Origin of the sequence: Pseudomonas sp. TUM22785, assembly GCF_028198105.1 — a bacterium.
GTDB lineage: Bacteria > Pseudomonadota > Gammaproteobacteria > Pseudomonadales > Pseudomonadaceae > Metapseudomonas > Metapseudomonas solani.
Genome location: NZ_CP116239.1, coordinates 426,882 through 439,263, shown reverse-complemented (window position 1 = coordinate 439,263; position 12,382 = coordinate 426,882). Strand labels below are relative to the sequence as shown.

The following is a 12,382-nucleotide window of genomic DNA, read 5'->3' as shown; positions in this document are numbered from 1 at the left end:
CAGGCCGGGCTGTAGAGCGCAGGTAATGTCCACGATAGCAGAGAATATTGCAAAGGTTCGCGCGCGTATCCGTGAGGCGGCGCAAGCCTCGGAGCGTGATTTTTCCGCCATCGGCCTGCTGGCCGTGAGCAAGACCAAACCGGCGGCCGCGATCCGCGAGGCCCATGCCTGTGGCGTGGTCGACTTCGGCGAGAACTACCTGCAGGAGGCCCTGGCCAAGCAGCAGGAACTGGCCGACCTGCCGCTGACCTGGCATTTCATCGGCCCCATCCAGTCGAACAAGACCAAGCCCATCGCCGAACACTTCCACTGGGTGCACTCGGTGGACCGCCTGAAGATCGCCGAACGCCTCTCCGCCCAGCGCCCCACCCACCTGCCGCCGCTGAACATCTGCCTGCAGGTGAACGTCAGCGGCGAGGCGAGCAAGTCCGGCTGCGCCCCTGAGGAGCTGCCGGCCCTGGCCGCTGCCGTGGCGGCCCTGCCCAACCTGCACCTGCGCGGGCTGATGGCCATTCCCGAACCCACCGAGGACCGCGCCGAGCAGCACGCTGCCTTCGCCCGCCTCCAGCAACTGTCCCATTCACTGAACCTGCCGCTGGACACCCTGTCCATGGGCATGAGCCACGATCTCGAAGCGGCCATCGCCGAGGGCGCCACCTGGGTCCGCATCGGTACGGCCCTGTTCGGCGCCCGCGACTACGGCCAGCCCGCACAGCAATAAGAAGGAAGCATTCATGAGCACTACCCGCATCGCGTTCATCGGCGCCGGCAACATGGCCGCCAGCCTGATCGGCGGCCTGCGCGCCCAGGGCGTACCGGCCAGCCACATCCGCGCCAGCGACCCCGGCGCCGAGCAGCGCGCCAAGGTGGCCGCCGAGCACGGCATCGAGGTGGTGGAAAGCAACGCCGAGGCGGTGCGTGACGCCGACGTGGTGGTGCTGGCCACCAAGCCCCAGGTGATGAAGGCCGTGTGCGAGGCGCTGGCGCCGAGCCTGTCCGCCGGCCAGCTGATCGTTTCCATCGCCGCCGGCATCCCCAGCGCCAGCCTCGCGCGCTGGCTGGGCGTCGACTCCATCGTGCGCTGCATGCCCAACACCCCGGCGCTGCTGGGCGAAGGCGCCAGCGGCCTGTACGCCACCGCGGCGGTCAGCGCCGAGCAGCGCCAGCAGGCCGAGCAGCTGCTCAGCGCCGTGGGCATCGCCCTGTGGCTGGACGAGGAAAAGCAGATCGACGCCGTGACCGCCGTTTCCGGCAGCGGTCCGGCCTACTTCTTCCTGCTCATGGAGGCCATGACCGCCGCCGGCGAGAAGCTCGGCCTGGCCCCGGACGTCGCCGCCCGCCTGACCCTGCAGACCGCCCTCGGTGCGGCGCGCATGGCAGTGGCCAGCGATGTCGGCCCGGACGAGCTGCGCCGTCGTGTGACCTCGCCCAACGGCACCACCGAAGCGGCCATCAAGTCCTTCCAGGGCAACGCCTTCGAGTCCCTGGTGGAGCAGGCGCTGCAAGCCGCCGACAACCGCTCCGCCGAACTGGCGGAACAGCTGGGCCAGTGACCGCCATGCGCCCGTCGCCGACGCGTTGCCCGCGCTCCTCGCTGGAGCGCTTCGCTGCGGGCGCCACCCTGCTTGCCCTCATCCTCGCCGGCAGCGCTGCCCGGGCGGCCGAATGCCCTGCTCCGGTGACCCTGGAGCACGCGGTGGCCAGCGCGCAGCAGGAGTTGCAGCGTCGCCTCGACGAACGCACCGGCGAGATGGACGACAGCCTCGCCCCGCCTCTGGTGGCAGCGCTGGATGCCTATAAGGAAAGCCTCGCCGCCGCCATCGACGCACAGCTGGCGTGCAGCGACGAAGCCGTCGCTGCCGACGCGCTGCAGGCGACGCTGGCCGCGCACCTGGCGCCGAGCAATGGCACCCGCGAAGACGGCGACGACAGCCTCCGCCTGGTGGTGCGCCGCGAGGACACCCCCGATCCCATGCTGTTGGTCAACGCCGGCTTCGACATCCCCTGTGGCGACGACAACCTGCTGCTCGGCTACAGCCGCGAGAACGGCCACTGGGTGCGCAGCCTGGACTGGCGCAGCAACGGCTACAGCGAGATATCCGGCGCCAACGGCGACTTCTTCCGCCACCTGCGCCTGCCCGGTGGACAGTTGGTGATTGCCCATGGCACCCCTTGGTGCACCTCGCGCTGGAGCCGCCTGAGCATCGACATCGTGCAGCCACGCCAAGGCGACCAGCCCCAGCGCGTACTCGACCATGTCGAGCACGGCTATGTGCGTGACGAAGTGGAAACCCGCCTCAAGCCCAGCCCGGACGGTTTCGAGCTGCGCACCGAAGTCGGCATGCTGGATGTGGACATCCTCACCCGTCCCGGCATCCTGCGGTACCGCCTGGATGGCGAGGCGCTGCACCGCGTGCAGCCCGCCGCCAAGAGCGGCCGCGACTTCGTCGACGAGTGGCTGCAGGTCGGCGCCGACACCGCCCGCGAATGGAGCGAGCCGGACAACGCCAGCGAATCCCTGCTCGCCCGCGAGCACCTGCTGGCCCTCGAAGCCCGCCGCGACGTGACCCTGAACTACGGCGCCGTGCGCGGCTGCCAGGCCGCGCCGGAGCGTTTCCAGGTGGAACTGGAGCTGACCAGCGAACAGCCTCTGGAAGGCGGCACCCATCGCTACCTGGCGATCCGCCAGGAGCCCGGTGGCTTCACCCTGCTGTCGGTGAGCGATGCCGCCGACCCGGCCTGCCAGGGCCCGGACCTGATGGCCAGGCGCTGAGGAAACCACCGTGCATACAGCCCGCAACAGATTTCCGCGACCGCGCGCCATGAATTCCCTACATTATCTCCACGCAACGCCGTCGCCCGCCGACCGCGCCAAGCGCCCCGTAGCGAGCCCCGACCTCGCGCCCGGGGTCCCAACGCCCACAAGGAACGCCTAATGACCGGACTTTCCACCGCCGCCATCTACGTCATCCAGACCCTTGGCAGCCTCTACCTGCTGATCGTGCTGCTGCGTTTCATCCTGCAGCTGGTGCGCGCCGACTTCTACAACCCGCTCAGCCAGTTCATCGTGCGCGCCACCAAGCCGCTGCTGAACCCGCTGCGCAAGATCATCCCCGGCTTCGCCGGACTGGACGTGGCGTCCCTGGTGCTGGCCATCCTCATCCAGCTGCTGCTGATGATCGTCACCCTGGTCCTCATGGGCTACGGCGTCGGTGGCTACCTGCTGCAACTGCTGGTGTGGGCGCTGATCGCCGTGACCTCGCTGTTCATCAAGGTGTTCTTCTTCGCCATGATCATCAGCGTGATCCTCTCCTGGGTCGCCCCCAACAGCTACAACCCCGGCGCCCAGCTGGTGAACCAGATCTGCGAGCCGCTGCTGGCGCCCTTCCGCAAGCTGCTGCCCAACCTCGGCGGCCTGGATATCTCGCCGATCTTCGCCTTCATCGCCCTGCGCCTGATCGACATGCTGGTGATCGGCAACCTGGCGGTGATGACCGGGATGCCGAAGATCCTCAGCCCCTTCATGTAATGAGCTTCTTCCGCTGGGACGGCGAGGACCTGATTCTCGACGTCCACCTGCAGCCCAAGGCGAGCCGCGACGAGTTCGCCGGGCTGCATGGCGAGCGCCTGAAGATCCGCCTCACCGCGCCCCCGGTGGAAGGCAAGGCCAATGCGCACCTGCTGGCCTTCCTCGGCCAGGCCTTCGGCGTCGCCAAGAGCCTGGTGAGCCTGGAGAGCGGCGAGCTGAACCGGCAGAAACGCGTGCGCATCCGCGCCCCGCAGAAGCTCCCGGAGCTCCCCGGACTGACCGCTCGGTCGCCCTGACAGACCTTAAGGCGGGACCGCCGAGCGGGCCGATTGACGGCGCCGTTGGGCCCCGGATAATGCGAGCCATTCCTCCGCTCGCGCCACCACAGGCGGCGGGCCCGCCCGGCCAGGGCAAACGGCAGCCGCCAGGTCGCCGTCGCATCGATGTCGAGTTCCCACATTTCTGTACGCAGGACGCGCTACCGGAAGGAGAGCCAGGATGAGCATGGAACGTCTCAGTCAACAGGTCGATGCCTACGTCGCCTGGAAACGCGAGCTGATGCGCGAGATCACCCGCTATCGCAGCTGGCTGGAACACAACCGCCTCAATTCCAATGCGGTGCAGGACAAGCTCGAGCGCACCCTGCGCCTGCTGCGCACCGACCACATCACCCTGGCTTTCGTCGGCGAGTTCTCACGGGGCAAGACCGAGCTGATCAACAGCCTGTTCTTCTCCGAGTTCGGCCAGCGCATGCTGCCGTCCCACGCCGGCCGCACCACCATGTGCCCCACCGAGCTGTTCTTCGACCCGCGCTCGGAGCGTTCCTACATCCGCCTGCTGCCGATCGAAACGCGCACCGCCTCGGCCAGCGTCGCGCAGTTCAAGCGCATCCCCCGGCACTGGGTGAACATCCCGCTGGATATCAGCGACCCGGACAACATGGTCCAGGCCTTCACCCAGGTGGCCAAGACCAAGCCGATGCCGGTGGAGCAGGCCATCCAGCTCGGCTTCCACCCCGACACCCTGGAATCCGCCGGCCGCCCCGGCATGGTGTTGGTGCCGGCCTGGCGCCACGCCATGGTCAACTTCGACCACCCGCTGCTGCGCCAGGGCCTGCGCATCCTCGACACCCCGGGCCTGAACGCCCTGGGTAGCGAGCCGGAACTGACCCTGTCGATGCTGCCCAGCGCCCAGGCGATCATCTTCCTGCTGGCCGCCGACACCGGCGTCACCGCCAGCGACATGGACATCTGGCAGCAGCACATCCGCCAGCTCGACGAAGACACCCAGACCAGCCTGTTCGCCGTACTGAACAAGGTCGACGTGCTCTGGGACGACCTCGCCGGCGAGACCTTCGTGCAGAACGCCATCCGCCAGATCCAGGAATCCACCGCCCGCCAGCTCGGCATCCGCCGCGAAGACGTGCTGCCGCTGTCGGCCAAGCAGGCCCTGCTGGCCAAGGTGCGCAAGGACCACGAGCTGCTGGAACGCAGCCAGATGGCCAACCTCGAGACCCTGCTCTGCGAGCGCATCGTCGCGCAGAAGGAACGCCTGCTGCAGACCCGCGTGGTCAACCAGGTGCTGGCCCTGCTGCAGAACAGCCAGCACGTGCTCAACCTGCGCCTGGAGAAGGTGCGCGAGCAGCAGGAACTGCTCAGCAACCACCAGCAGGACAACGGCCAGATGCTCTTCGAGCTGACCGCTCGCACCAAGGAAGACCACGCCCGCCACCATCGCCGGCTCCTCGGCCTGAAGACCAACCAGCGCCTGCTCAAGCGCCAGGGCGACATGCTCCGCGCCGCCGCCCGCCCCGAACGCCTGGAAGAACACCTGGCCCGGGTGCGCCGCAACCTCACCAGCAGCTGGACCACGGTGGGCATCAACCAGGCCATCCTGCACTTCTTCCGCTCGGTGGAAGCGGACCTGCACAGCCTCGAACACGAGGCGGACACGGCCAACAAGATGGTCTCGGCCGTCTACCGCCGGCACAACGAGGAAAACCCGCTGCAGGGCGTCGACGCCCCGCAGTTCGATGTCACCCGCTACCAGCGCGAGCTGCGCCAGCTGCGGGGCAAGGCCGACCAGTTCCGCCTGCACCTGAAGACCCTGCTCACCGAGCAGCGCCTGCTGACCCGCCGCTTCTTCGCCACCCTGGTGCAGGAGGTGATCGGCATGCACCAGCGCCTGCGCCAGGATGCCGCACAGTGGGCCAACGAAGCGCTGATGCCGCTGATGCAGAACACCCTGGAGCACAAGCAGCTGCTGGAAACCCACATGCTGCGCCTCAAGGCCCTGGCCCAGGACACCCAGCAGGCGCGTCAGCGCGTGCTGCAGCTGTCGCGCTACACCGACGAGCTGGAAAAGCAGCTGGCCCAGGCCAACGACATGCTCCGCGTGCTGCGTCGCCCGGCGCCCATCCAGCGCCAGGGCAAGGTGGTCAGCCTGCCCGGGCTGGTGCGTCAGCAACACGAAGCCTGAGCCTTTCCATTCAAGGGTTTGGCCACCGTTCCGCCTGTTGCCGGGGGGGACGGTGCTCTTTAGACTGGCGCCCTTCCCAGATAAAGAGCAGCGGCCGCGATGCCCACCGTCATCCCCGAAGATTCCGTCGGCCTGATCACGCCCCAGGTGCAGCACTTCAGCGAGCCGCTGCCGTTGGCCTGCGGCCGCAGCCTGGCCGAGTACGACCTGGTCTATGAGACCTACGGCGAGCTGAACGCCGACCACAGCAACGCCGTGCTGATCTGCCACGCCCTGTCCGGCCACCACCACGCCGCCGGCTTCCACAGCATGGAAGACCGCAAGCCCGGCTGGTGGGACAGCTGCATCGGCCCCGGCAAGGCCATCGACACCCGCCGCTTCTTCGTCGTCAGCCTCAACAACCTCGGCGGCTGCAACGGTTCCACCGGCCCCTCCAGCATCAACCCGGCCACCGGCAAGCCCTTCGGCGCCGACTTCCCGGTGATGACGGTGGAAGACTGGGTGCACAGCCAGGCCCGCCTGGCCGATGTCCTGGGCATCAGCCAATGGGCCGCGGTGGTCGGCGGCAGCCTCGGCGGCATGCAGGCGCTGCAGTGGACCATCAGCTACCCCGAGCGCGTGCGCCACTGCCTGGCCATCGCCTCGGCGCCCAAGCTCTCGGCCCAGAACATCGCCTTCAACGAAGTGGCACGCCAGGCCATCCTCACCGACCCGGAATTCCACGGCGGCCACTTCCAGAACCAGGGCGTGATCCCCAAGCGCGGCCTGATGCTGGCGCGCATGGTCGGCCACATCACCTACCTGTCCGATGACGCCATGGGCGAGAAATTCGGCCGCGGCCTGAAGAGCGAGAAGCTCAACTACGACTTCCACAGCGTCGAGTTCCAGGTGGAGAGCTACCTGCGCTACCAGGGCGAGGAGTTCTCCGGCCGCTTCGACGCCAACACCTACCTGCTGATGACCAAGGCGCTGGATTACTACGACCCGGCGGCCGCCCACAACGGCGACCTGGCCAAGACCCTGGCCGGTGCCACGGCGGACTTCTGCGTGATGTCCTTCACCACCGACTGGCGCTTCTCCCCGGCCCGCTCGCGGGAGATCGTCGACGCCCTCACCGCCGCGCGGAAGAACGTCTGCTACCTGGAAATCGACGCGCCCCAGGGCCACGACGCCTTCCTGATGCCGATCCCGCGTTACCTGCAAGCCTTCAGCGGTTACATGAACCGCATCGCCGTCTAAGGGAGCCACCGTGCGCGCCGACCTCGAAATCATCCAGGACTGGATCCCCGCCGGCAGCCGCGTGCTCGACCTCGGTTGCGGCGACGGCGAACTGCTGGCCTGGCTGCGTGACAACAAGCAGGTCACCGGCTACGGCCTGGAGATCGACCCGGACAACATCGCCCAATGCGTCAGCAAGGGCGTCAACGTCATCGAGCAGGACCTGGACAAGGGTCTGGGCAACTTCGCCAGCAACAGCTTCGACGTGGTGGTGATGACCCAGGCGCTGCAGGCCGTGCACTACCCCGACCGCATCCTCGAAGAGATGCTGCGCGTCGGCCGCCAGTGCATCATCACCTTCCCCAACTTCGGCCACTGGCGCTGCCGCTGGTACCTCGCGCGCAACGGCCGCATGCCGGTGTCCGAGTTCCTGCCCTACACCTGGTACAACACGCCGAACATCCACTTCTGCACCTTCAAGGACTTCGAAGCCCTGTGCCGGGAGATGAAGATGAAGGTGCTCGACCGCCTGGCGGTCGACCACGAGCACCGCCACAACCTGGGTAGCCGCGTATGGCCTAATCTTCTAGGAGAGATCGGCATCTATCGCGTCAGCGGCCCCAGCGTGCTGGAAAGCCGTATCGCGAACTGAACCAGAGGACCCCCACCATGCGCCGCCTGACCCTTTTCCTCTTCGCCCTGTGCCTGGCCCTGCCGGCCGTGGCCGAACGCAAGCAGACCTTCGGTGACCTCGACGTGCACTACAGCGCGTTCAACTCCGGCTTCCTGCAGCCGGACGTCGCCGCCGCCGTCGGCCTGGTGCGCAGCAAGACCCAGGGCGTGGTCAACGTCGCCGTGCTCAAGGCCGGCAAGGCCAGCACCGCCCAGGTCAGCGGCCAGGTGAAGGACCTGCTCGGCAAGGTCACCCCGCTGGCCTTCAAGCAGGTCAACGAAGGCGGCGCCATCTACTACCTGGCGCAGTTCCCCTTCAGCCAGCGCGAAATGCTCAACTTCACCCTGACGGTGCAGCAGGGCGACAACGCGCCGAATACCTTCAACTTCGACCAGGAATTCTTCCCAGACGAATGATGCCCTTCAAAGAACTGGTGCTGGCCAGCCACAACGCCGGCAAGCTCAAGGAACTCCAGGCCATGCTCGGCGACAGCGTGCGTGTGCGCTCGATCGGCGAGTTCAGCGACGTCGAACCCGAGGAAACCGGCCTGACCTTCGTCGAGAACGCCATCCTCAAGGCCCGCAACGCCGCCCGCGTGTCCGGCCTGCCGGCCCTGGCCGACGACTCCGGCCTGGCGGTGGACTTCCTCGGCGGCGCCCCCGGCATCTACTCGGCGCGCTATGCCGACGGCCAGGGTGACGCAGCCAACAACGCCAAGCTGCTGGCCGCCCTCAAGGACGTGCCGGAAGCCCAGCGCGGCGCGCAGTTCATCTGCTCCCTGGCGCTGATGCGCCACGCCGACGACCCGCTGCCGATCCTCTGCGAAGGCGCCTGGCGCGGCCGCATCCTCTTCGAGGCCCGTGGCGAGCACGGCTTCGGCTACGACCCGCTGTTCTGGGTGCCGGAAGGTGACTGCTCCAGCGCCGAGATGCCGCCCGCCGAGAAGAACCGCTTCAGCCATCGCGCCCGCGCCATGGCCCTGCTGAAGCAGCGGTTGGGGATATGAAGAAGGAAGCTGCAAGCCACGAGCTGCAAGCCACAAGCAAAGAAGCTCCGAACTTGCCGCTTGCAGCTTCAAGCTTCCAGCTGCCGCCTCTGGCGGCCTACATCCACATTCCGTGGTGCGTGCGCAAATGCCCGTACTGCGACTTCAACTCCCATGCTGCCGGCCCCGAGCTGCCCGAAGAGGCCTATGTCGATGCCTTGCTGGCGGACCTGGACGCCGACCTGCACCACGTCCATGGCCGCGAGCTGACCTCGATCTTCTTCGGTGGCGGCACCCCCAGCCTGTTCAGCGCCAAGGCCCTCGGCCGCTTGCTGGAAGGCGTCGAGCGGCGCGTGCCCTTCGCCCGTGACATCGAGATCACCCTGGAAGCCAACCCGGGCACCTTCGAGCAGGCCAAGTTCTCCGCCTACCGGCAGCTGGGCATCAACCGCCTGTCCATCGGCGTGCAGAGTTTCCAGGAAGCCAAGCTCAAGGCCCTGGGACGCATCCATGACGGTAGCGAAGCGATCCGCGCCGCCGACATGGCCCGCCAGGCCGGCTTCGACAATTTCAACCTGGACCTGATGCACGGCTTGCCGGACCAGTCCATCGAAGACGCCCTGGGTGACCTGCGCATCGCCATCGACCAGGGACCGACGCACCTGTCCTGGTACCAGCTGACCATGGAGCCGAACACGGTGTTCTGGACCCAGCCGCCGGAGCTGCCCGAGGACGACATCCTCTGGGACATCCAGGAAGCCGGGCAGGCACTGCTGGCCGAGCACGGTTACGCCCAGTACGAGGTCTCCGCCTATGCCCGCGAAGGCCGGCGTGCGCGGCACAACCTCAACTACTGGACCTTCGGCGACTTCCTCGGCATCGGTGCCGGCGCCCATGCCAAGCTCAGCGACCCGGCCGGGCACATCGTGCGCACCTGGAAGACCCGCCTGCCCAAGGATTACCTGGATGCGGCCAAACCCTTCCAGGCCGGCGAGCGGGTGCTGGATGCGGGCGAGCTGCCCTTCGAGTTCCTCATGAACGTGCTGCGCCTCACCGATGGCGTGCAGGCCGAGCTGTTCACCTCGCGCACCGGCATGCCGCTTTCCGGCCTCGCCGAGGCGCGCAGCGAGGCCCAGGCCCGCGGCCTGCTCGATACCGACCCAGCGCGCCTGGTGGCGACCCGGGAAGGCCAGCTGTTCCTCAACGACCTGCTGCAACACTTCCTGCCCTGAGGGCTAAGGACAACGGATGGACCTGCTTCTGGACCTGGTCGCGACCCTCTCCCGCTGGAGCCGCAGCCACCTCTACGACATCTCCCTGGCGATCATGGCAACCCTGCTGGTCTTGCTCGGCCCCGGCATCAACGCCTGGGTCCAGCAGCGCATCGGCGGCCTCAACTTCCTTTTCCGCACCCTGCTGTTCGTCGCCCTCTGCGCCCTGGGCTACGGCCTGGCGATGATCTTCCTCACCCCCTGGCTGGCCAAGGGCCTGGGCTACTTCAACAACTACACCCTGGCCCCCGTCCTGCTACTAGTCTTCTTCCTGATCGGCGTCCTCGCCGACCGCAACTGAGGCCCAGGCCCGCTCCGGCGGCCACTGGCCGCCACGTCATCGACAAGGAGCACGCCATGAAGCCGATCAAGCACCTCTACATGCACTTCCAGGACGGCCAGCGCCTGGCGCTGCGCTTTCCCCAGCAGTCCAGCGACCCGGTGGAGGTCGCGCGCGGCCTGCGCAAGCAGATGGAATCGGCCTTCGTCAGCATCGAGGTGGACGGCGACCTGCTGCTCATCCCCCGCGAAAGCATCAAGTACATGCAGATCAGCCCCGCACCGCCGGCCCTGCCGGAGCAGACCATCCTCGGCGCGGAAATGATCAACTAGAAAGGGCCCACCCCTACCCGCATCGTAGGATGGGTAGAGCGAAGCGAAACCCATCACCTCGACGCACATGCCACCCGGCCGACGCTTTTCCCGCGCCCAATAAAAAGCCGCCCCGAAGGGCGGCTGGAGTGGCCAGGCAGGCCGGAATATCAGTTGCCTTCGCGGCGCAGCGCCTGCGGCGTGAAGTCGCGCGGGCCCAGCGGGGCGTTGAAGTCGTACATGGGCTCGTTGTTGTCGAGGCCATCGGCGAAGTAGCGGCCGCCCTTGAAGTCGTAGATGGTTTCCAGGGTGCTGCCGAACATCGGTACATCGTAGTAGCTGATCGGGTGGCTTTCCTGCAGGCCGATCAACTGACCGTCCTTGTCGTACAGGTCCACCGCAAGGATCTGCCAGCTGTCCTCGTCGATGTAGAAGCGGCGCTTGGCGTACGGGTGGGAGAAGCCCTTGCGCAGGTTCGCCTCGACCACCCAGGTGCGGTGCAGCTCGTAGCGCAGCAGGTCCGGGTTGACGAACTTGGTCTTGAGGATCTGATCGTAGGGGATGCCTTTCTGGTGCACGGCATAGCTGTTGTAGGGGACCAGGGTCTCCTGCTTGCCCACCAGCTTCCACTCGTAGCGTTCCGGCGCACCGTTGTAGGAGTCAACGACGTCGGCGGTGGCCATGCCGTTGGTATCCGGCTGCAGGGTGTCATAGGCCAGCATCGGCAGGCGGCGCACGCGGCGTTCGCCACGGTTGAAGCGCCAGGCCTTGCGGATCGACAGCACCTGGTCGAGGGTCTCCTGCACCACCAGCGCGGAACCGGCCAGCTTGGCCGGGGCCACGACCGCGTACTTGTAGTAGAAGATGGTGTTTTCCAGGTCCTTCGGCTCTACGCCATCACGGCCGTAGACGAAGTAGATGTTGCGATCCAGCTTCTGCAGGTTGTAGCTGCCGTTGGCCAGTACCGCCGCCTGGTTGGTGACGAAATGGATCTGGTCGCCACGGTAACGCAGGATGTGGTTCCAGATGACTTCCAGGCCGCTGGAGGGGATCGGGAACGGAATGCCCGCCGCTACGCCCTGTACGCCGTTGCCGCCGGCGATCAGCTCGCCGTTGACGGCATTGGCACGGGTCGCCTCATAGATGCGCTGCGGGGCGGCGGCGCTGCGGTGGGTGGGGAAGACGCGCACGGAGTAATCCGGGTAGGTCTCCACCAGCGCCTTGAGGCCTGCCGGCATCTGCGCCGCATACTGGCCGGCGTTCTTGCTGGTGATGATGTACTTGGGCGCTTCGCCAGCGAAGGGATCGGGGTGGTGCATGCCGGGCTGGTAGCTGGCCGGCGGAGTCGCCAGGCCGCCGTCCCAGGCCGGAATCGAACCCTCGGCATTGCCCGCACGCTCGCCGCCCAGCGGCGTGAGCTCCCCGCCCAGGCGCGCAGCATCGTCAGCACCGACCTTGGCCTGCGCCTGCAGGGCACAGGAGGCCAGAAGCAGAATTGCAAACTTTCTCAACACAGCCTTCTCCTCGCGGCGCGCTCGGGTCGCGCCGCTATTGTTCTTGTGCCACCACCACTATAGGCGGGGCTCTTTATTTCCGTCGGATCAGGTGAGGGTGCCGTCCTGGCGCCGGGTGGTCCC

14 protein-coding genes are annotated in these 12,382 nt (G+C 67.1%); 13 read left to right on the top strand and 1 reads right to left on the bottom strand.

Annotated features, from left to right (window positions below):
* The first annotated feature begins 25 nt into the window (after positions 1-25).
* The 13 genes from PI990_RS02110 to PI990_RS02050 all read left to right on the top strand — a co-directional run bounded on the left by PI990_RS02110 (position 26) and on the right by PI990_RS02050 (position 10,766).
* The gene (locus tag PI990_RS02110) at positions 26-721 is read left to right on the top strand and encodes a YggS family pyridoxal phosphate-dependent enzyme (protein ID WP_271659699.1); all 696 of its coding nucleotides are present in this window, start codon (positions 26-28) and stop codon (positions 719-721) included.
* A 13-nt stretch (positions 722-734) separates the two neighbouring features.
* Positions 735-1,553: a pyrroline-5-carboxylate reductase gene (gene proC, locus PI990_RS02105; protein WP_021218359.1), complete on the top strand. Its 819-nt coding sequence runs from the start codon at positions 735-737 to the stop codon at positions 1,551-1,553.
* Positions 1,554-1,558: 5 nt separating this feature from the next.
* Positions 1,559-2,773 (top strand): hypothetical protein, encoded by a 1,215-nt coding sequence (locus tag PI990_RS02100; RefSeq protein WP_271659698.1) that lies wholly within the window; start codon positions 1,559-1,561, stop codon positions 2,771-2,773.
* A gap of 162 nt (positions 2,774-2,935) precedes the next feature.
* Positions 2,936-3,529, top strand: coding sequence for a YggT family protein (locus tag PI990_RS02095; RefSeq protein ID WP_184488410.1), 594 nt, complete (start codon positions 2,936-2,938; stop codon positions 3,527-3,529).
* On the top strand, positions 3,529-3,825 hold the full coding sequence (locus PI990_RS02090; protein ID WP_021218356.1) for a DUF167 domain-containing protein: 297 nt from the start codon (positions 3,529-3,531) through the stop codon (positions 3,823-3,825). Before PI990_RS02095 ends, PI990_RS02090 begins: the two co-directional genes overlap by 1 nt.
* A 202-nt stretch (positions 3,826-4,027) precedes the next feature.
* A complete protein-coding gene (locus PI990_RS02085; protein WP_271659697.1) occupies positions 4,028-6,007 on the top strand; it encodes a dynamin-like GTPase family protein in 1,980 nt (659 codons plus the stop codon).
* 99 nt (positions 6,008-6,106) lie between these two features.
* Positions 6,107-7,246 carry a homoserine O-succinyltransferase MetX gene (metX, locus tag PI990_RS02080; RefSeq protein WP_271659696.1) on the top strand — a complete coding sequence of 380 codons (1,140 nt, stop codon included), beginning with the start codon at positions 6,107-6,109 and terminating at the stop codon, positions 7,244-7,246.
* 10 nt (positions 7,247-7,256) lie between these two features.
* On the top strand, positions 7,257-7,877 hold the full coding sequence (gene metW / locus PI990_RS02075) for a methionine biosynthesis protein MetW (protein ID WP_021218353.1): 621 nt from the start codon (positions 7,257-7,259) through the stop codon (positions 7,875-7,877).
* 17 nt (positions 7,878-7,894) lie between these two features.
* The gene (locus PI990_RS02070) at positions 7,895-8,314 is read left to right on the top strand and encodes a DUF4426 domain-containing protein (protein ID WP_184488407.1); all 420 of its coding nucleotides are present in this window, start codon (positions 7,895-7,897) and stop codon (positions 8,312-8,314) included.
* Entirely contained in the window at positions 8,311-8,904 is a 594-nt protein-coding gene (rdgB, locus tag PI990_RS02065; protein WP_043240865.1) for an RdgB/HAM1 family non-canonical purine NTP pyrophosphatase, read from the top strand. The genes PI990_RS02070 and rdgB overlap by 4 nt, the downstream gene beginning before the upstream one ends.
* Entirely contained in the window at positions 8,901-10,115 is a 1,215-nt protein-coding gene (gene hemW, locus PI990_RS02060) for a radical SAM family heme chaperone HemW (protein ID WP_442969311.1), read from the top strand. The genes rdgB and hemW overlap by 4 nt, the downstream gene beginning before the upstream one ends.
* Positions 10,116-10,131: 16 nt before the next feature.
* Entirely contained in the window at positions 10,132-10,455 is a 324-nt protein-coding gene (locus tag PI990_RS02055; RefSeq protein ID WP_021218349.1) for a DUF3392 domain-containing protein, read from the top strand.
* 56 nt (positions 10,456-10,511) lie between these two features.
* Positions 10,512-10,766 (top strand): hypothetical protein, encoded by a 255-nt coding sequence (locus PI990_RS02050; protein ID WP_111262611.1) that lies wholly within the window; start codon positions 10,512-10,514, stop codon positions 10,764-10,766.
* Between the two features lie 149 nt (positions 10,767-10,915).
* On the opposite strand, the gene PI990_RS02045 is transcribed toward PI990_RS02050, so the two are convergent.
* A complete protein-coding gene (locus tag PI990_RS02045) occupies positions 10,916-12,259 on the bottom strand; it encodes a DUF1329 domain-containing protein (RefSeq protein WP_263401643.1) in 1,344 nt (447 codons plus the stop codon).
* Positions 12,260-12,382 lie beyond the last annotated feature (123 nt).